15 protein-coding genes are annotated in these 22,041 nt (G+C 32.5%); 7 read left to right on the forward strand and 8 right to left on the reverse strand.

From position 1 onward, the window contains the following. From IRZ83_RS02835 to dnaK, 8 genes are all read right to left on the reverse strand, one after another. Positions 1-1,374 carry a glucoamylase family protein gene (locus IRZ83_RS02835; RefSeq protein ID WP_194566715.1) on the reverse strand — a complete coding sequence of 458 codons (1,374 nt, stop codon included), beginning with the start codon at positions 1,372-1,374 and terminating at the stop codon, positions 1-3. Positions 1,375-1,447: 73 nt separating this feature from the next. After that, positions 1,448-2,902, reverse strand: coding sequence for a RagB/SusD family nutrient uptake outer membrane protein (locus IRZ83_RS02840; RefSeq protein ID WP_194566717.1), 1,455 nt, complete (start codon positions 2,900-2,902; stop codon positions 1,448-1,450). Positions 2,903-2,906: 4 nt separating this feature from the next. Continuing rightward, a complete protein-coding gene (locus IRZ83_RS02845) occupies positions 2,907-5,927 on the reverse strand; it encodes a SusC/RagA family TonB-linked outer membrane protein (RefSeq protein ID WP_194566719.1) in 3,021 nt (1,006 codons plus the stop codon). Between the two features lie 244 nt (positions 5,928-6,171). Further along, entirely contained in the window at positions 6,172-8,916 is a 2,745-nt protein-coding gene (locus IRZ83_RS02850) for a LuxR C-terminal-related transcriptional regulator (protein ID WP_194566721.1), read from the reverse strand. 102 nt (positions 8,917-9,018) lie between these two features. Continuing rightward, complete coding sequence (locus IRZ83_RS02855) at positions 9,019-10,203, reverse strand: acetate/propionate family kinase (protein WP_194566723.1); 1,185 nt, start codon at positions 10,201-10,203, stop codon at positions 9,019-9,021. Positions 10,204-10,295: 92 nt separating this feature from the next. Further along, positions 10,296-12,389, reverse strand: coding sequence for a phosphate acetyltransferase (gene pta / locus IRZ83_RS02860; protein ID WP_194566725.1), 2,094 nt, complete (start codon positions 12,387-12,389; stop codon positions 10,296-10,298). 62 nt (positions 12,390-12,451) lie between these two features. Further along, positions 12,452-13,522 carry a magnesium/cobalt transporter CorA gene (corA, locus tag IRZ83_RS02865; protein WP_029269467.1) on the reverse strand — a complete coding sequence of 357 codons (1,071 nt, stop codon included), beginning with the start codon at positions 13,520-13,522 and terminating at the stop codon, positions 12,452-12,454. A 203-nt stretch (positions 13,523-13,725) separates the two neighbouring features. Next, positions 13,726-15,609 (reverse strand): molecular chaperone DnaK, encoded by a 1,884-nt coding sequence (dnaK, locus tag IRZ83_RS02870; RefSeq protein WP_029269465.1) that lies wholly within the window; start codon positions 15,607-15,609, stop codon positions 13,726-13,728. A gap of 255 nt (positions 15,610-15,864) precedes the next feature. On the opposite strand from dnaK, the gene IRZ83_RS02875 reads away from it, so the two are divergent. The 7 genes from IRZ83_RS02875 to IRZ83_RS02905 all read left to right on the forward strand — a co-directional run bounded on the left by IRZ83_RS02875 (position 15,865) and on the right by IRZ83_RS02905 (position 22,038). Then, the gene (locus tag IRZ83_RS02875; RefSeq protein ID WP_194566727.1) at positions 15,865-17,124 is read left to right on the forward strand and encodes a Na+/H+ antiporter; all 1,260 of its coding nucleotides are present in this window, start codon (positions 15,865-15,867) and stop codon (positions 17,122-17,124) included. Positions 17,125-17,162: 38 nt separating this feature from the next. Next, positions 17,163-17,951, forward strand: a complete 789-nt coding sequence (locus IRZ83_RS02880; RefSeq protein ID WP_194566729.1) for a peroxiredoxin family protein — start codon at positions 17,163-17,165, stop codon at positions 17,949-17,951. 40 nt (positions 17,952-17,991) lie between these two features. Next, on the forward strand, positions 17,992-18,585 hold the full coding sequence (locus IRZ83_RS02885; protein WP_157494952.1) for a hypothetical protein: 594 nt from the start codon (positions 17,992-17,994) through the stop codon (positions 18,583-18,585). A 134-nt stretch (positions 18,586-18,719) separates the two neighbouring features. After that, complete coding sequence (locus IRZ83_RS02890) at positions 18,720-19,157, forward strand: acyl-CoA thioesterase (protein WP_194566730.1); 438 nt, start codon at positions 18,720-18,722, stop codon at positions 19,155-19,157. 81 nt (positions 19,158-19,238) lie between these two features. Then, positions 19,239-20,093 carry a mechanosensitive ion channel family protein gene (locus IRZ83_RS02895; protein ID WP_194566732.1) on the forward strand — a complete coding sequence of 285 codons (855 nt, stop codon included), beginning with the start codon at positions 19,239-19,241 and terminating at the stop codon, positions 20,091-20,093. 13 nt (positions 20,094-20,106) lie between these two features. Further along, positions 20,107-20,946, forward strand: coding sequence for a maleylpyruvate isomerase N-terminal domain-containing protein (locus IRZ83_RS02900; protein WP_194566734.1), 840 nt, complete (start codon positions 20,107-20,109; stop codon positions 20,944-20,946). A 99-nt stretch (positions 20,947-21,045) separates the two neighbouring features. Then, positions 21,046-22,038 carry an alpha/beta fold hydrolase gene (locus IRZ83_RS02905; RefSeq protein ID WP_194566736.1) on the forward strand — a complete coding sequence of 331 codons (993 nt, stop codon included), beginning with the start codon at positions 21,046-21,048 and terminating at the stop codon, positions 22,036-22,038. The last annotated feature ends 3 nt before the right edge of the window (positions 22,039-22,041 follow it).

The following is a 22,041-nucleotide window of genomic DNA, read 5'->3' on the forward strand; positions in this document are numbered from 1 at the left end:
TTAGAACTTGTACTTTTCAGATTTAAAGCCAAGCTTTACTAAACCTTGTTTTACTTCTGGAGCGTTCATAAACAATTTCCATAATAATCCGGAACGGTAATTCTCGATCATAACTACTTCTGGTCCTTGATCAATTGCTAAATATCTTTTTGCTGTCCATTTATTTTGCAAGCTAACTGCATCATAAAAACCAGCTTTTCCCCAAGTTTCTTTTTTGTGATTTTTATATAAATTTCTAATTACAGCCATCGATTCTTTTGGGGTATAAACAATAGAACTAATTGCTGCAGTTGGCGAAATAACACCTTTATCATTGCTTGGCATGTGTGCATCGTAGCCTACTGAACCATCAGGATTTCTTGAATATGATGCTGTTAACCCCCAATAATCAGCTCCATAACCTTCAAACTTTTTAGGATTTTCGATACAATATTGGTAGTCAATTTTTACTTGATTTGAATTTAAATCCCAATAATTAGCATATTTGTCGCTTAATTGATTCGGATCTAAGCCCAAATAAGAATAATGTGCCCAAAATAAAGGTCCACCGAATTCCTCAGCTCCATTATGTTTTAAGATTAATGGCAGATTATATTTCGTTTTAGAAGAAACAATTCCACCGTTTCTAGCCCATCCTTCGTGATACACTTTAGCATCAATAGTATGCGTTGGCGAAGATGCTGCCATAACGTAAGTAATCAGACATTCATTATAACCTTCAAGCGGAAAATTCATTTGCCAGTCATAGCTTGGAGACCAATGCCAATACAAAACATTTTTATTATTTGTGAACCATTTCCAGTCTACGCCTTTCCAAAGTGCGTCATATTTTTGAGCTACAGCTTTTTCTTTTTCAGAACCTTCTTTTAGATATTCTCTCACTGTAATCATTCCAGCAACCAAAAATGAAGTTTCGACTAAATCTCCTCCGTTATCTTTTATTCCAAATGGTTTTACTTTTCCTGTATTTCCATCAATCCAATGTGGCCAGGCACCGTGAAAACGATCGGCTTTTGCAAGAAAATCAGCAATCTTATTTAGTCTTTCTACACCTTTTTCTTTTGTAACATAACCACGTGACATTCCTGAAACAATCGCCATCAGTCCAAAACCAGAACCTCCGGTAGTAACGATATGTGCATCATTATCAGGATAATTCCCATCAGGATGAAAACGCTCTCTAGCTAAACCTGAATTTGGTTCTGCGTAATCCCAGAAATAAGCAAAAGTTTGTTTTTGTACTACATCTAAAAGCTGTTCATCTGTCAATTGTTTTTCAGAAACAGTTTCAGCAGTATTATCTTTCGGTTTATTCTCTTGTTTACCACATCCTAAAAGAGTAATAAGACTAACTAGAATTGAAAATCTAATCATTTCAAAAATTTTATAAATTATATTTTAAAAATCCTTCACTTCCCTAAGAGAAGTGAAGGATGGTATTATTTAATTAATAACCAGGATTTTGAGCGGATAAGCCGTTTGCCTGTAATATGAATGCTGCCGGAATTGGAAACAATTCATTTTTATTTTCTGTAAAGACTTTTCCATCAGTCGCAAAAGCCGTTTTTGCTTGTCCAGTTCTTACAAGATCGAAGAATCTATCAAACTCAAATGCTAACTCAACTCTTCTTTCTTTCCAAATTGCCGTTCTTACTGCAGCTTGAGAAGTTGCAGGAGTATCTCCTAAACCAGCTCTGTGTCTAATTTCATTCAATAAAGGAATAGCATTAGAGGTTTGTCCAAGCTCATTCAACGCTTCAGCTTTCATTAGCAACACTTCACCATATCTTAAACATTTGATGTTAGCATCTGTTTCCCATGCATCTGTGTATGAAGAAGAATATGCCTTAAAATTATACATTGGATTCTCAACAGTTGATGGAATAACTCTTCCATCGTATAAAGTTGAATTTCTAAAAATAATGGTAGCATCTTTTCTAACATCACCAGCTTCATAAGCATTTAATAAACTTTGTGATGGAACATTGAAACCCCATCCCCATCCACCGGCGCCACGAACACCTTGTGTATTAGAATAACCTTGGATTCCTCTTGCTGGAATTGAACCAACTCCGTTAATTTCAAAAAGAGATTCAATATCATTTTCTCCTTCTAATCTAAACATTTTAGCATAGCTAGGATTTAAACCGTAACCTGTAATCAAATTAGCGTTATCTACTACTTGCTGCCATTTCTTTTGGTACAAACTAACTTTTGCTAATAATGCGTAAGCAGCACCTTTTGAAGCTCTTGCTTTTTCATCTGCAGCATAAGCAGATTTAAGTGGCAACACAGCGATAGCATCTGCTAAATCTTTCTCTATAAAAGCGTATACTTCAGCAGCAGTTTTACGAGTCAATTGCATTTTTTTATCATCCTCAGAAACTGGATTTGGCAAATGATCTACAATTGGAACACCACCATAACATTTTACCAAAGTGAAATACATATATGCTCTTAAAAATTTAGCTTCTCCCATTAGCCTTTCTCTTAAAGCTGGATTGGCTTTATCTAGTTTAGGGATAATATTTAAGGCTTGATTACATCTGTTGATTCCATCATACTGAGCATTAAAAGTACTTTCAGCAGAAGGATTTGATGAATTATAAGTCAAAGCATCCAGAACATCTTTATCTGTACCAGTATCTCCAGGCGATGAACCTTTATCAGCATCATCACTAGTAATACTTGCCAATCCTATCCAACCAAATGAACTCATATCCCAATCAAGGAACTTACTGTAAATTGAAGTCACAAATGTTGTTGCTCCACTGTCATTATTGAATAATTCGATGTCTTTTGTAGAGATAGACTCTGTTTGATTTACATCTAAAAAATCGTCTGCACATCCAGTAAAAAAGAATGCTGAAAGCGCAAACATTGATATATATATCTTTTTCATAATATTAAAATTTTAAATTAGCACCAATAACGAAAGATCTTAATGTAGGGTAAGCATCAAGCTCAACTCCTTGAGTTCCGTAAGGATTACCATCACCATTTAATTCTGGAGAGAAACCAGAGTACTTTTGTGTTATAAATGGATTAATTGCATTTACATACAATCTGCAAGACTCAATAAAATTACCTGTAATTGGAAGTTTGTATCCTAAAGTAATGTTGTTGATTCTGAAGAAATCACCTGACTCCATATAATAAGTAGAAGCAACTGGCACTTGATTAAATGGTGCTGGATTTGATGCATTTGTATTAGAAGCTGTCCAATAATCATTTGCTAGAGATGCCTCAATATTTTCACCAGTAAAACGTTGTGCTTTTTTACCATTATAAACTTTAGCTCCGCTGGTTCCATATCCGTCAACAGATAAATCAAAGTTTTTATAGTTTAATCCTAATGTTACGCCATAATTGTTTTTAGGTAAAATTGAACCAACATATTTTCTGTCTTTATTAGCGTCTAAAGCATCTTGAGTAACTTTTGCTCCTGCTGCATTGTAATATAACATTCTACCGTTTGCAGCATCGATTCCGGCATATTCATATAAGTAAAAACTACCTAAAGGCTGACCAATTGAAGTTTTATCTAATAATTTTGTGTTTTGGCCATTTCCTAAATTTCCTCCAATAACTGGTGAAATATCAAAATCTTTTAAGCCAGCAAGCTCATTTTTATTGCTAGAGAAGTTTCCTCCAACCCAGTAGCTTAAGTTATCTGATATTTTGTCATCCCAACGTAAAGCAATTTCGTAACCTTTGTTTGAAACTTCACCAACGTGTGCAGGAGTTGCCAACGTAATACCAGAAGTTACATAAGGTTTAGTATTTAAAATTACATTGCTTGTATTTTTATCATAAACATCAAAAGATCCTTTTAATCTGCTATTTAAAAATTCGAAATCAACACCAGCAGAAGTTTCTTCTGTAATTTCCCATGATAGGCTTGGGTCAATTTGAGATGAAATAGTAGTTCCTTCATATAAAATTGAACCGCCTAAATAACTATTCAATCCAGAAGCATACGCTTGATTATTTAAAGGAACATTTTGATTTCCTAATTTACCCCAGCTACCTCTTAATTTAATTAAATCAACTCCTTTAATATCAGACAAGAAACTTTCTTTTGTCATAATCCATCCGATACCAAAAGATGGAAAAGTTCCCCAACGGTAATCTTTTGCGAAATTTGAAGATCCGTCACGTCTAACAGTACCCGTTAATAAATACCTGTCCATTAATTTATACTGGAAACGACCAAAATAGGAAGCTAATCTGCTTTCGTTAAAAACTACATCATATAAGCTTGTTACAGTTCCTACATAATCAACGCCGTGACCCAGATTAGTATCATTTAAAGCCCAATAGTTAGAATTTGGATTAACATTTTTTCTGGCAATTGTCAATTTTTCTCTTGGTCCTTTTACAGAAGCTTCCATACCTGCAGTTAATTCAATATCATGAATGTTTGAGAAAACTTTGTTGTAAGTTAAGTAGTTAGAAAGGTTCCAGTTAAAATATTGTTCTCTTCCTTTTGTCAGCAAATTAATGTTGTTAGTAGCAGGATAATTTGCTTCAACACGCGTAGGATCTGCTGCTAACCAAATATTTTTACTGTCTTCGTAGTTGTACTGTTTCCATGAATAGTACTCTCCATTAAATTGTGAAGTAAACTTTAAACCATCAATAATTTCATAGTCTAATTTTAAGCCACCTTGAAGCGTAACACTTCTTTGCTGCTCATCATAAAAGTTTAATTGTGCAACTGGATTTCCAACATTATTAAATGAAGAACCGCTAGTATTTGCAACTCCATTTGCATCTACAAAAGAAACACCGTATTGCCCATTCGGGAAATAAACTGGTACAATTGGAGATTGTTTGTAAGCATTAGTAAAAGCACCTAATGGTTTTGGAGCTGAATTTGCTGAAGTAAAACTAAAGTTCTGATTTAAAGTAACTCTTTTAGAAATTTTATATTCATTGTTATTTCTAAAGCTTGTACGTCCGTAGTTTAATCCGTTCAAAACTGCTTTTTCTTCGTAGTTTCCTGCACTGAAAAAGTATTTAATGTTTTCTGAAGCTCCAGAAACAGAAACGTTGTTTTGTGTATAAGATCCTGTTCTCGTAATTTCGTCGAACCAATCTGTATTAACTGGCTGATTTGCAGCAAAAGTATTTGTTCCTAATGCAGCATTAGAATATGCCGCATATTGGTTTCCATTTGCCATTTTTACTTTTTTCAAAGGCTGTCTGAAACCGGCAAAACTCTCAACTTCTACAGTTACCTTATCTCCTTTACCTTTTTTGGTAGTAATAATGATAACTCCATTTGCCGCTCTTGTACCGTAAATAGCTAAAGAAGAAGCATCTTTAAGAATTTCATACGAAGTAATATCATTAGTATTAATATTATTGATATTTTCCGTTGGCATTCCGTCTACAATATATAGAGGAGATCTTCCTCCTAATGCAGTACCCAATCCTCTAATCACAACAGAAGGTGTACTTCCTGGCAAATCTGATGAAATAACCTGAACACCAGCAGCTTTACCTTGAATCGCCTGAGATGCATTCAAAACTTTCGTTTTGGTAATATCTTCAGCCTTTATAGAGGTAATCGCCGAAGTATTATCAATTTTCTTTCTTGTTCCATATCCAATAACAACTACTTCTTTTAAAGCAGTATCACCTGATTCTTTCATAGTGATTGTCATTGGAGCTATAGTTGCTGGTACAGAAACGGGATCAAAACCCAGCATTGAGATCTTTAAAATCTCACCTTCTTTAGCGGTAATTGTAAAATTTCCGTCGAAATCAGCATCAGCAGATGTTCTAGAATTAGAAGCACTTATTACTGCTCCCGGAATTCCCATTCCGCTGCTGTCTACTACTTTTCCTTTAATTGCTTGTCCAGACATATAAGCTGGAAGCAGCAAGAGCGCTAAAAAGCTAAAAATAAAATTTTTCATACAGTTCGTAATCGTTTAAGTTAGTAGAGCCAAATTAAACAATTACAACGTTGTAGTACATCAAACAGCACTACTACATAGCTACATCATTATGTTAAAATATAAATATATAGTACTATAAATCAAATATTTAAATGTTAAATTTATTTTATTAACATAACCTTATGATGTAGTAATGATGTATTGGAATTATATAAAAAATGATATGCAAAAATATAATATCCTCAAAAAACAAATCCAAATCTTACACAGTTAATAAAAATTTGGAGAGATTATCCTCCTGAGAGAGATTAAGTTTCTTTCTAAGTCGGTATCTGTGTAATTCTACCCCTCTAAAAGAGATATTCATCATTGGTGCAATTTCCTTCGAAGAAAGATTCATTTTAAGATAAACACAGAGTTTTATATCTTTTGGAGTTAGATTTGGAAATTTCTTAGAGAGACTAATAATAAACTCATTGTGAATTTGATTTAGATTGGTCTCGAATATTTCCCATTCGTGTTTGTTAACTTCATTTATTTTGATTGCCTTTTTAATTTCACTTTTAAGCTTATTAAAATCTTTTTCAGAATCCAAAATATGCTGAATATTATCAATCATCTCGCTTTGTTTCGCAATTGATAAAGATTTTCCGGCTACTTCAGAGGATTTGGTTTGCAATTCAAGTTCTAAAATATGCTTTTCATATTCCTGAATATTTAATTCGTTCTCGGCTTTTAATTCCATCTCCAGAATTTCACGCTGATGTTTTAGCTCTTCGGCTTGTAATTTTAACTTTTGAGTATAGCGGAGTTTATTCCATTTATAATAAAAAAACAACACTGCTCCAATTATTAATAAATAAAGCAAAATCATCCAAAAAGAAAAATACCATGGCTGAGCAACTCTAAAGTCAAAAGCTGAAACTTTATCGTAATTTGCACCATCGTGCTTAAAAATTAAAATTGAATGGGAACCGCTGCTTAAATTATTTAAAACTATTGCGCCATTTGAAATCGGAATAAAATTGTTTCCTTTATTAATCTGATAAAATAAATTTGGTTTACTGGCTCCGTAAATTCCAGATATTACATTGATTCGAAGTTCTGTATTGTGTTTAATTTTCCCATCATTAGGAAGTAATTCCTTACCATTATAAGCTTCTACCTTTACACCTTTATTTTGTTTGTTTTCATATCCCAGCTGAAGCGAAATAAAGCCGTCATCGAGATTCATCAAATAATGGTTCTGACTTCTAAAAATTCTTAAGTTTTCATTAATCAATTTCCCCTTATAATATTTCTCCTGAATAATATTCCATACAAATTTGTTATTATGGGAGTATATATGATACAAAATACCATCTTGAAGTACAATAAAATGATCTTCATCAATCGCTACTACGTCAGAAATATTTTTGAAATTAGTATTAAACAATTCATTTTCTTCTAATTTATTAGAAATAGAATTGAAGGTATACCACATATTATTAATTAGAAAAAGTATTTCATTTCTAAATTCAAAAATCTTAACTCCAAAATCATTTTTGATTTTACTTTGCTGTGTAATATTTTCGACTTTTTTGGTTTTGAAATTATCATCAAAGAAAACTCTATATAGGCCTCGATAATTGTCAGCAGCCCAAATCTCATTTTTTTTGTTTTGAGCTACATACTTTATAGGTTTTGAAAGATCATTAATTTTCGTATTTTCTGTAAGTTTTAAAAGATCATTATATACTAAAATACCACTATAAGTTGATTGAAAATAAGTATCATTAATAGTACTTTTAGATAAATTCCAGCCTCCGCTGACATTATTTATTTTTGTTAATGCTCCATTTTCGTAACAAAAAGTACCATCATTATGACCTATAATATATTTGTTTCCAATTTTAGTAATATTCCAACCCTGCCCTTGAGTGTTTGGCAACATTTTAAAATTACCAGAATCAAATTCGAAAATACCATGATTAGAAGCTATCAAATACCCTTTACTAGTTGTTGCAACAGAATAAACAGAACCTAAGATACCCGAATTATCATAAAAAAATGAAATTGGAGAATTGATTTCAACATGGGCAATTCCGTTGTCAAGCCCAAGCCATAAATCTTCTTCTTTATCAAAACCAATACTCAAAACTGAGTTGTTCATTAAAACATTGTTTCGATCTATATTTTTAAAGGTATTGGTATTAAAATCGTATATAAAAACACCTTTATTTCCAGTACCTACAACAAGTTTGTTGTTTTTGATAAACTTTGCAATATTAATTCCATTAGACTTTAAAGTTTCATTTAATGGATTATTCCAAGGTTTTAAACCGGTATGATCAACAATAAAAATTCCTTTTTTTTGAGTAAAAATATAAGTCTTCCCCTTGTATTTTTCAATAGCATGAACAACAGTATTTTTTAAAATATTCCAGCCTTTCGGATTCGCAATTTTTGATCCATTCATTCTGTACACTCCTTTCTCTACAGAAGCCACGTAAAGATTATTATCTACGACAAAACAGTAAGATGTTAAAAATGGAAATTTAATTTTTTGGATATGTTTTCCATCGTAAATAAAGACATCATTAAAGGATTGAAAATATAAAGAACCATTAAATCTGAAAATTTTCCAGATTTCTTCATTATCCTTTTCATCAAATAAGCGAAGATTTTTGGTAATGGAGACGTACTCCATTTTACCCTCTTTTCTATACCAATAGCCAAACTCTTTATAGGAACCAGAATAAATTCGATTGCCTACAACTAAAATCGAACGGATAATTGTTTTATTAGGCAATGTATATTTTTCCCAAATTACGCCATCATAACGTAATAGATAGTGATTGTTTGCAAAATACATAGCATTATCATTTCCCTGAACAACATTCCAAATTTGATTGTCGCCCTGGTAATCTGATTTATTATAATTTTCTACGAAAGGAAGTAATTCTTGTGCCTGAGCTTGAAAAGCAATGAAAAAGAAGAATAATGTTTTTAAAAGTATCGATTTCAAGATATTGAGATTTATAGTCAAAGATACTGACAAATATTTAATTTTTTAGAAGTAAAAAAGCTTCTCATATGAGAAGCCTTCTTATAATTAAAATATGATTTTTTAATTTTCCAGCAAGTGATAAACCTGATTTGCAATTTCATACTCTTCATCAGTTGGAACCACTAAAACTTTTGCTTTTGAATTTGGCTTACTGATTTCTCTAATTGATTTAGAACGATTTTGATTTTTTTCCTCGTCTAATTCGATTCCGAAATATTCCATATCAGTACAAACAAGTTTGCGCATATATGATGAGTTTTCTCCAATTCCTGCTGTAAAAATAATCGCATCCAGACCATTTAATGCAGCAGTATAAGAACCAATTGTTTTCTTAATTCTGTAAGCATTCATTAATAATGCTAATTGACAATCTTTATTTCCTTTTTCTGCTTCAGATTCGATATCTCTCAAATCACTATATCCTGTAAGGCCAAGCATACCGCTTTGTTTTAGCAAAATTGCATTTACTTCGTCTGCAGTATAATTTAAATTTTTTATCAGATAAAAAATTACAGACTGATCAATATCTCCGGCACGAGTTCCCATTATTAATCCATTTGAAGGTGAAAAACCCATCGATGTGTCGATACATTTTCCGTCTTTAATAGCTGCCATACTGCAACCGTTGCCTAAATGAATGGTTATTATTTTAGAATTCTTATCTAAAAAATCAATAGCTTTTTCAGAAACATATTTATGACTTGTTCCATGAAAACCATAAACGCGGACTTTATTTTCTGTTAAAAGGTAATTCGGAATTGCATATTTAAATGCCGTTTCTGGCATGGTTTGATGAAAAGCGGTATCAAAAACAGCAATTTGCTCTGCCGAATCAAAAATTTCTTCAGCCACATTTATTCCTTCTAAATTTGCAGGATTATGCAATGGCGCTAATTCAAAAAGCTGTTTGATTTTCAATTTTACTTTTTCATCAATTTTAACAGTATCCGTAAAATCGCTTCCGCCATGAACGACGCGATGACCTACAGCCGAAATTTCTGAAGTCGATTTTATAACTCCTTTTTCTGAATCTAACAGCATTTCGGCTACTTTTTGCAAACCTACTTTGTGATTGGGAATTGGAAGTAATTCTTCTACCGAATTTGATGCGGTCTTAAAAGTAATATTCGAAATTTCTAAACCAATTCTATCGATCATTCCTGAACAAATAACCTCGTTTTCAGGCATAACCATTAATTGATATTTTATTGAAGAACTTCCTGAGTTTATAATTAATATTTTCATTTCTTAAGTTGCTAAGGTACTGAGTATCTAAGTTCATAAGTATTCGTACTGATACTCAAATTTTTAATTTTTAATTCCAGATTTTTAATTGATTACAATCCTTGCGCCTGAATCGCTGTAATTACGACCGTATTTATAATATCGTCAACTGTACATCCACGGCTTAAATCGTTTACAGGCTTATTTAAACCTTGCAGCATTGGTCCGATTGCAAGAGCTCCGGTTTCTCTTTGGACAGCTTTGTAAGTGTTATTTCCGGTGTTTAAATCAGGAAAAATAAGCACACTCGCCTGCCCCGCTACTTCAGAATCTGGCATTTTGCTTTTACCCACAGCGCGATCGACTGCTGCGTCGTACTGAATTGGTCCTTCAATTTTTAAGTCTGGACGTTTTCGTTTTACAATTTCGGTCGCAGTTCTTACTTTATCTACTTCATCTCCTTTTCCTGACGCGCCAGAAGAATACGAAAGCATTGCAATTTTTGGTTCAATTCCGAAAGCAGCACTTGATTCTGCCGATGAAATCGCAATTTCTGCTAATTGTTCAGCAGTTGGATTTGGATTAATAGCACAATCGCCAAAAACCGAAACTCGATCTTCTAGACACATAAAGAAAACAGAAGAAACTACAGATGAATTGGGCTTGGTTTTAATGAATTGCAAAGCCGGTAAAATCGTATGCTGTGTTGTGTGTGCCGCTCCAGAAACCATTCCGTCAGCATGGCCTTTATAGACCATCATTGTTCCGAAATATGAAACATCTTCCATTAAATCTCTTGCCATTGTAATACTTACGTTTTTTGCTTTTCGAAGCTCATAATAGGTATTGGCATAATCTTCATAAAGTTCAGATTCAATTGGGTTTATGATATTTACTTTCGAAAAGTCAAAAGAAATTCCAAGTTCTGCAACTTTACTTTCAATTTGTTTTTTATCGCCAATTATTGAAATATCAACTACATCCATAGCCAATAATCGTGAAGCTGCGATAATAATTCTTTCGTCATTTCCTTCTGGCAAAACGATATGTTTACGATGTTGTCTTGCTCTTTTAACCATGTTGTATTGAAACATTTTTGGCGTCATGCCTTCTGCTTCAAAAGTGATTAATCTTTCTGATAAAGCATCATTATCAACGTATTTTTCGAAGGTTATAATTGAGGTTTCAATCTTATGTGTATTGTTGGCATAAATTTCAGATCTAATAGCTCCAATTCTGTTGGTAATGTGATACGTTCCTCCATCAACCGCAATAATTGGAACGATGGCTGAAAGTCCTTCGATGAGCTTTAAAATGCTTTCTTCAGGAACAATATTTCCAGTTAGAATAATTCCAGAAATGGTTGGATAATTAACGGATTCATTGGCTTGCAAAGCGCCTAATATAATATCCGAACGATCTCCAGGCGTAATAACCAAAGCATTATCATGCAAATGAACCAAGTAATTATGCAATTGCATGGCGCCGACACTAAAGTGGCCAATTTCATTATTTAAATAATTTTCTCCAAACAAAACTTTCGCATCTAATTCGTTTACAATTTCCTGCATTGTTGGGTTATTTAAACTCGAAATCAGCGGAATTGTATTTATCAATACATTAGATGGCAAACTTTTTTGAAGACTTTTAGTAACTAATTCTAAATTTTCTGGCTGTACCTTATTAGCAAAAACAGATAAAACTTCGACATCTTTTACTTTAAATGAATCATAAACCAAATAAAGACTGTCTACTAATTCTTCTAAGGTTTTTCCAATTCCTGAACCAATAATTATCGTGGGAATTCCGAGGTTTTTTGCGATTAAAACATTCAAATCTAGTTCTATTGAAGTTCCTTCTCCAGTAAAACTCGTTCCTTCAACTAGAACAAAATCAAAACGCTCTTCCAGTTTTTTATATTTTTCAATAATAAGGTCTAAAACCTCTCCTATTTTTCCTTTATTTTTCTTTTTGATTAATTTGCTTTTCGTAATTGCATAGGCATCTTCAAACTTAATATCAAGGTTGAAATAGGACAAAACTGTTTCAATATGATTGTCTTGTTCTCCATCTATAAAATCCTCAATTATAGGCCTAAAATACCCCACTTTAGCAGTTTTACCAATCAAAATACTCATCAAACCGAGTGTAATAATTGATTTTCCGCTGTTCTGATCGCTTGTGGCTATATATATTGCTTTACTCATATTTATTTATATTGATTCTAAAACAAAGGTAATCTAAATGATTTTTTTAATTGAAACAAACGTTAAAACCAACGTCTTTTTTTAAAATAAATAATAAGGGCTATAACCAATAAAAACATGGCTCCCATAACAATAAAATAGCCGTTTTTCGCACGAAGTTCTGGCATATAATCGAAATTCATTCCGTAGACTCCAACAATAAAAGTAAGCGGAATAAAGATGGCCGAAATAATGGTCAGCGTTTTCATAATTTCATTCATTTTTCGGCTTTGTTCCGAGAAATAAAAATTAGAAGCACTTTCTAATGAACTCATGTCTGACTCAATCTGCTCTAAAAGTTCTAAGCTTTTTTGATGGAGTCTAATAAAAAAACTAAAAGTCTCTTTTTCAATTCCATTATAAGTATCATCGTCTTTAATCGTTTTTAGATAATATAGTGAGTCTCGAAGCGGAATAATAGATCGCTTTAAAAAATTAAAGTTATCACGATGATTTTCAATCTTTTCTAAGATAATCGGATCAGCTCCTTTTTTAGTTAAATTGATTAATTCTTCAATTTTATCTTCCTCATCTTCAATCGTAATATAGAAGTTTTCCATTACAGCGTCCAAAAGCAGATAAAGAAGGTAATCTACTTTTTTAGTTCTCACAATTCCGGCATGCGTGCGAAGGCGTTCTCTAATATGAGTAAAGAAATCACTTCGCTTTTCTTGAAAAGAAATTAGAATTCCATCTTTTAAAATAAAACTAAGCTGTTCGACACTAATATTATCTGAATATTCAGAAGGCAAAAGCGATTTTATATTGAAGAATAAAATATTTTGCTGTTCTTCTAATTTGGTTCTTTTGGATGTATTTAAAATATCTGCCAATAAAAAATCATCCAGTTTAAAATGAGTACCAATTGTTTTTATTAAGCCAATATCATTTAATCCATGAATATTGAGCCAATTATTTTTAGTATAATCAATACAGCTATTTAAAGATTCAACTGTAAATTTCTCATATTCAACAACATCATTATCATCATAAACAAAAAGCTGCATTTCTGTTTTATGCTCTTTTTGTGTTCCGGTATACTCTAAAGTTATATGCTGAAGCTTGCGCCCTTTCTTGTATTTTATCTTTCTCATTCAAAAATGATTTATATAGTAATATTACAAAAAAGAATTCGAACGTGAAATGAGAATCGTTATTTTGTAAAAATGTTAACTAATATTAAATGTAATCTTTTTATTACTTTTAATATGTGGTTATAATCCATAAAAAAAACCGAGTCATTTCTGACTCGGTTTTCTATTTTAATACTTTGTACTAATTAATTAGTACTAAAGAATTATTTTACTTCTTCGAATTCAACGTCTTCAACATTGTCACCTTGCGATTGCTCTTGTTGTGGAGCTGCTTGTTGACCTTGTTCGCCTTGAGCGTACATAGCTTCTGTAGCTGTTTTCCAAGCTGCATTGATGTTGTCAAGAGCCGTTTGAATAGCTGGAATGTCTTGAGATTGGTGAGCCATTCTCAATTCAGTTAAAGCGTACTCTACAGCAACTTTGTGATCGTCAGCTAATTTGCTTCCTAACTCTTTCAATTGACTTTCTGTTTGGAAAATCATGCTGTCAGCTTCGTTTAATTTCTCAGCTCTTTCTTTAGCTATTTTATCAGCGTCAGCGTTAGCTTCAGCATCTTTTTTCATTTTTTCGATTTCTTCAGCTGTTAATCCAGAAGAAGCTTCGATACGGATATCGTGAGATTTTCCAGTTCCTTTGTCAGTTGCAGAAACTTTGATGATACCATTAGCATCGATATCAAAAGTTACCTCGATTTGAGGAACTCCTCTTGGTGCTGGTGGAATACCATCTAAGTGGAAACGACCGATAGTTTTGTTATCAGCAGCCATTGCTCTTTCTCCTTGTAATACGTGGATTTCAACAGATGGTTGAGAATCAGCAGCAGTAGAGAATACTTGAGATTTTTTAGTTGGGATAGTTGTGTTAGACTCAATTAATTTAGTCAATACACCACCCATAGTTTCGATACCTAAAGAAAGAGGCGTTACGTCAAGTAACAATACATCTTTTACATCTCCAGATAAAACTCCACCTTGAATAGCAGCTCCAATAGCAACAACTTCATCAGGGTTAACTCCTTTAGATGCTTTTTTACCGAAGAATTTTTCAACTTCGTCAGCGATTCTTGGCATACGAGTAGAACCTCCTACAAGGATTACTTCGTCGATATCAGATGTAGATAAACCTGCATCTTTTAATGCTTTAGCAACTGGCTCCATAGAACGTTTTACTAAAGTATCAGATAATTGCTCAAATTTAGCTCTAGATAATTTTTTTACTAAGTGTTTTGGTCCTGAAGCAGTAGCAGTTACGTAAGGTAAGTTGATTTCAGTTTCAGCAGAAGATGATAATTCAATCTTAGCTTTTTCTGCAGCTTCTTTCAAACGTTGCAATGACATTGGATCTAAACGTAAATCAATACCTTCTTCAGATTTGAATTCGTCAGCTAACCAGTCAATAATAACTTGGTCAAAATCATCTCCACCTAAGTGAGTATCACCGTTTGTAGACAATACTTCAAATACACCGTCTCCTAATTCAAGAACAGAGATATCAAAAGTACCTCCACCTAAATCGTAAACAGCAATTTTTTGATCAGTTCCTTTTTTATCTAATCCGTAAGCAAGTGCAGCAGCAGTTGGCTCGTTGATGATACGCATAACTTTAAGACCAGCGATTTCTCCAGCTTCTTTAGTAGCTTGACGTTGTGCATCGTTAAAGTAAGCAGGAACAGTAATAACTGCTTCAGTTACAGTTTGACCTAAATAGTCTTCAGCAGTTTTTTTCATTTTTTGAAGTGTCATTGCTGACAATTCTTGAGCAGTGTATAAACGACCGTCAATATCCACACGTGGCGTATTGTTGTCACCTTTTACAACACTGTAAGGAACTCTTTTTGCCTCTTCTTGAGTTTCAGCAAAAGTGTGTCCCATAAAACGTTTAATAGAAGCAATCGTTTTTGTAGGATTCGTTACCGCTTGTCTTTTTGCAGGATCACCTACTTTAATTTCTCCACCTTCAACAAAAGCGATGATAGATGGCGTTGTTCTTTTTCCTTCTGCGTTAGGAATAACAACTGCTTCGTTACCTTCCATTACAGAAACACAAGAGTTCGTCGTACCTAAGTCAATTCCGATTATTTTACCCATTTTTTATATATTTAATTTTGATATACTAATTTATAACTCAGGTGGCATAAGTCAATCTTTGTGCCAATATAAAAAACCAAAGTAAATTGTCAGTTTTAATATTGGCACACTAATAAACATCTGACAACATGACATTTTTAAAACCTGACAATCATGGCATATCAGGACTTTACGTGTCATTAATGCTTCTAAACTTTCAATTATATATTGAAATACTTACATTAGCATCATCCTAAAAATTCAATATTCGCCAAAATGGAAAATTACAGCATCATTATTTTTATTCTTGCCATTATTATAGGACTTTCTGCCTTTGCCGATACCATCAAACTGCCCCAGCCTATTCTTCTGGTTATTGTAGGCATTGCAATTGGTTTTATTCCGACAATGAACGAAATTGAAATTAATCCAGAAATTATATTTTTATTGTTTCTTCCTCCTTTATTATATGATGCTTCTTTTAATATTTCACCTAAAGATTTTAAAACTAATATCAATACAATAAGTACGCTGGCCATAACTTTAGTTTTTCTGACTACATTTTGGATTGCAGTAGTTGCCCATTATATGATTCCGAATATTACATGGCCTCTAGCATTTTTACTGGGAGCAATTCTTTCTGCAACAGATGCAGTAGCTGCTATAAGCATTACGAAAGGACTCGGAATTTCTCATAAAACCATAACTATTCTTGAAGGTGAAAGTTTAATTAATGATGCTTCTGCTTTAGTTGCATATCGTTTTGCTGTTGCTGCAGTAATGGGATCTGCTTTTATAATTTGGAAAGCAACACTTCAATTCGTTGTATTATTGGGAGGCGGTTTTTTAGTAGGTTTTATAATGGCAAAAATTTTGGCATTTATATTAAGCAGAGTGCATAAAAATGTAAATGTCACAGTAAGTTTCATGCTCTTAATGCCATTTGTAACGTATTTGATTGCTGAAAACCTGCATGTTTCTGGAGTAATTGCTGTAGTTATTTTAGGTCTTTCAATTGCGCGTTTCAGTAAAAAAATATTTCCAGAAAGCTTAAAAAACAGTTCTAGAAGCCTTTGGGACATTATTATATTTTTACTAAACGGATTAATCTTTATTTTAATCGGACTTAATTTTCGTTACATTTTAAAAGGTATTGACAATGATATGATTCTACCTTATATTGGATATGCTTTTATCATTACAATCGTGGCACTTTTGATTAGAATGGTCAGAATATTTCTTCAGAAAATAAACCTGCAAAAAACTTTTCAAAATAAAAAAAGCAAGCGAAAAATTAGTGAAGATGCGCTTTTAGATTTTAACAATAGCATTATTTTGGGCTGGTCAGGAATGCGCGGTATTGTGTCGCTAGCGATTGCTATAGGTCTCCCAAAAAACCTTCCGGACGGAACTCCATTTCCAGAACGAACTGTGATTATTTTTATTTCTGTTGCTGTCGTATTATTAACTTTGATTGGGCAGGGTCTTACACTTCCGTGGATAGTAAAGAAGCTTAATTCTAAAAAAGAATCTTAAAATTTAAAAATGCTAATTCAAAGTATAAAATTAAACGTATGAAAAAAATAATCTGTTTTGCATTTATCCTGATCGTTCAATCTTTTTACGCACAAGACAAAGTTGTAAAAAAACCTGAATATATAATTATAATCGATAATGAAATTTCTTCGATGGAAAAAGTTGAAAAATATGGCAATGAAGGCTATGTTAAATCGATGAATAAAGGTGTTTCTGAAGAAAAAAGAAATGAACTGGCGAAAAAATTCGGAGATAAAATTGGTGATAGAGAATTCATAGTTATAATTGAGCTTTATTCTGAAAAAGAAAAAAGTGAAAATGACAAAAAAAGAAATAATGGTGTAGCAGAAAAAGAAATGCTAAAAGAACCTCAGGAATATATTTTAAATATAAATGATAAAGCAATAGATTTTACTTTAAAGCTAATTGATGGCAAAGAAATAAAGCTTTCTGATCTAAAAGGCAAAGTCGTTCTTGTTAATTTTTGGGCAACTTGGTGCGCTCCTTGCTTAATGGAATTTTATGATATTCCAACAAAAATCCTCGGACCATTCAAAGATGATAATTTTGTATTTTTAGCAATTTCGAAAGGAGAAGCTGAAAATTTGGTTTCAAAAAAAGTAATGAAATTAAAAAAAGACGGACTTAATTTTAATTATGGAATTGATCCTGAGCAGAAAATATGGAACCAATATGGAATGAATTCAATTCCGAAAAACTTTCTAATCGATCAAAACGGAGTTATAAAATTTGTATCTACAGGAAATGCAAAAGGAAATTTAGAAAATATTGCAGTCGAAATTCGAAAATTGCTGTCAAATAAATAACATTCAGATTGGAAGTAATCTGAAATCAATTAAATTAATAATGTCAAAATCAACTGTATTTTTATCACTTCTTATTTTTTCAACCTCACTTTCTGCTCAAAAAAGCAATTTCAATAAAGAAATCACAAAAGTAAAAGGTGATCTAAACAAAGATGGCTTAATCGACTACGTTCAGGTTTTACAGGATACTGTAAGCGATACTTCGCCTTATAAACTTGATATTTATTTCGCTGAACAAAACGGATCTTTTAAACATATCCTTTCTACCACAAAAGCAATTGAACCTGCTTTTCCAAATGGCAAAAATGGTTTTCAAACTGGAAATGGTTTTGATGAAATTACAATTATAAAAGGAATTTTAAGTATTAATAACGAACTTTTGCGCGGTCATTTTGAGCATAAATTCCGATATCAAAATGGAAATTTCGAACTAATTGGTTTTTCTGAAGTATACTCAAACGGACTCGGCACAATGGGAAGGATTGACTTTAATTTATCCACAGGAATTCAGATTATTGAAACAGAACCATACGGCGAAGATGATTTTCCAAAAACACACACCAAAAAGAAAATCCTGATCAGGCCACTTCCTAAACTTCAGGATTTTGTTCCTTTTGAAAAAGAATACTATTAATAATTCTATCAATACTTCATTTTACAATAAACGATTTGGGTTTTTATTTGTAATTTCGATTTCTTATAAAAGGATGTTTTTCTGAGAAAATTATTTCGAAAAGCATTCTAATTACAATTAAAATACAATAAAAAATGGCTTCATTTATTAAAGAAATTTCTTTTCGCTGGTCAGATCTTGACCCAAATTTTCACGTTCGTCATAGTGCTTATTATGATTTTGGTGCACAGCATCGTATCGAAATCCTAGAAGAATTGGGCTTAACATTAAAAGTAATGCAAACGCAAGGCTTTGGACCCGTTTTGTTTAGAGAAGAATGTGTTTTTAGAAAAGAATTAAAACTTTCTGATAAAATCTTTATTCATACCAAAACATCAAAAATGAAAGCTGATGCTTCTCGCTGGTCTATCATTCACGAATTTAAAAGAGAAGATGATACACTTTGTGCTACCATTACTGTTGACGGTGCCTGGATGGACACAAAACTTAGAAAATTAGCTTCTCCAACTCCGGAAATTGCTATCGAAGCTTTGAATATTTTCCCTAAAAGCGAAGATTTTGTTGGATTATAAAAAATCTAATATGTTATAAATTATAAAATCCAAAAGACACATTTTACAGTTGTTTTTTGGATTTTTTTAAACTCTAAATTTATGATTGATTACTTCAAAGACTTTAGAATTGGTATTTTTATTGCAATCATAGCAATTACAACAATTATTTTAGGGGCCATTACTGATAAAGTACTGCGCTATTTTTTGTATCGAAAGCAAACCAATAAAGAGTATGATGCAACCGGTTTTAAGTTTTTGAAACATTTAATTATAACAGTAATTTACATTCTAGGTTTTGCTTTTGCTCTAATACAAATTCCAGAATTTAAAATTATCGGACATTCATTCTTAGCTGGTGCTGGAGTTATTTCGTTAGTGGCGGGTTTGGCTTCTCAACAGGCTTTAAGCAATATTGTAAGCGGGATTTTTCTAGTTATTTTTAAGCCTTTTCGAATCAATGACAAAATTACAATCAACAATTTTGTTGGTACTGTCGAAGACATTAATTTAAGACAAGTTGTTTTGAAAGATGCTGAAAACAACCGAATTATTATTCCAAATTCAGTTATCAGCAACCAGATTATTGTAAACACCAATATGCATGATACCAAATCTTGCAAAATAATCGAAATCGGAATTGGTTATGAATCTGATATCGAGAAAGCTCTAGAAATCATGAAAGAAGAAGTGGCTAAACATCCCTTTTTTATTGACACGCGAACAGCCGAAAGCAAGAAAGAAAAAACACCTCTTGTTATCGCACGCGTTGTTGCTTTAGCAGATTCGAGCGTTACGTTAAAAGCTTGGGCCTGGGCAAAAAATTCTACAGAAGGTTTTGTAATGTATTGCGATTTACTGCAAAGTATTAAAAAACGTTTTGATGAAGCGAATATTGATATTCCGTATCCGCAAAGCGTTGTAACATTGAAAAACACCGAAAAAGAGCAGTTATAGTTAAGTTAAGCTTATGAAATCTTCAATTATACCAATAGAAACTTTACATCTCTTCTCTATTTTAGATGAGTTGTTAATCGAGCTTTTAAAATCATTGAACGAAGAAGAATGGAATGCAAAAACAGTCTGTAAAAAATGGACAGTAAAAGATATTGCATCTCATTTATTAGACGGAAATTTAAGAGGCTTATCTATTTCTAGAGATTCTTTTTTTGGCGAAAAACCAGAAAACATTAATTCATATAACGATTTGATCGATTTTCTCAATCAATTAAATATGAGTTGGACGAGCGCCACAAAACGTCTTAGTCCGAAAGTCATAACTGAATTATTAGAAACTACCGGAAAACAATATACTGCGCATCTACAAACTTTAAATCCTTTTGAAAATGCGATATTTTCTATTGCATGGGCTGGCGAAGAAACTTCTCTAAACTGGTTTCATATTGCTAGAGAATACACTGAAAAATTCTTGCATCAACAGCAAATTAGAAATGCGGTTAACAAACCCGCTCTTTTAACCAAAAATTTATTTTATCCTTTTATACAGACTTTTATACAGGCTTTGCCTCATGTCTACAAAAATGTAAAAGCAGAGAATGGCACAATTATAACTTTGATTGTAACAACCGAGATTGGCGGTGAATGGAGTATTATTAAAAAAGAAAATAACTGGTCATTTATAGAATTGTTTGATGCTGAACCAACTTCAATTGTAAAAATAAGTCCAGATGATGCCTGGCTTTTATTCTCTAAAGGAATGACTCCTGATGATGCTAAAGAAAAAGTTGAAATTATTGGCAAAAAAAATCTTGGTGAAATGGCGCTAAACACTGTTGCTGTTATGGCGTAAAGAAAATACAAATTTTCTGATAATTTTAAGACTTTAATTTTTGGTTTTAAAATGGTTAAGTTTAATTTTATAGAAGTTGCAAAACTTAATCCTTAAAAAATGAAAAATATAAAACTTATAATGCTGTTACTTCCTCTTTTTTGTTTTTCGCAAGAAGAAAAAATAAAAGCTTTAGATATAAATTTAAGCAATTACGAATATCCTTTTCCTGTAAAGTTTTTAGAATTAAACAACCAGCGTCAGTCTCTAAAAATGGCTTATATGGATATAACTCCTGAAAACTATAACAACAAAAATATTGTTTTGCTTCACGGAAAAAATTTCAACGGAGCGTATTGGGAAACTACTATAAAGGCACTTACAAAAGAAGGTTTCCGCGTCATTGTTCCGGATCAGATTGGGTTTGGAAAATCATCCAAACCAGATAATTTTCAGTACACTTTTCAGCAATTGGCAGAAAATACCAAGAAGCTTTTAGATCAATTGGGCATTCAAAAAACAACTATTTTAGGACATTCAATGGGCGGAATGTTAGCCACAAGATTTGCTTTGATGTATCCTGAAACTACTGAAAAATTAGTTCTTGAAAACCCAATTGGCTTAGAAGATTGGAAACTTGTAGTTCCTTACAAACCTGTTGAATGGTGGTACGAATCAGAATTAAAACAAAATTACCAAGCGATCAAAAAATATCAAATGGAAAATTATTATGATGGAAAATGGAATGCAACTTTTCAAAAATGGGCAGAACTCGGCGCTGGCTGGACTTCAGCTCCTGATTACAATAAAGTAGCTTGGAATTCTGCTCTGCTGTACGACATGATTTTTACCCAGCCTGTTTTATACGAATTCAAAAACATCAAAAGTCAAACGCTTTTAATCATCGGAACAAGAGATAAAACAGCTTTAGGAAAACAGTTGGCGCCTGAAGAAGTCAGAAAAACAATGGGAAATTATGCTGAACTGGGCAAAAAAACTCAAAAAGCGATTCTAAACTCAAAATTAGTTGAAGTACCAAATACAGGGCATTTGCCTCATATAGAATCTTTCGATCAATTTATAAAACCATTAATTGTATTTTTGAAACAATAAAAA

This window comes from Flavobacterium sp. JLP (assembly GCF_015350755.1).
Taxonomy (GTDB): Bacteria; Bacteroidota; Bacteroidia; order Flavobacteriales; family Flavobacteriaceae; genus Flavobacterium.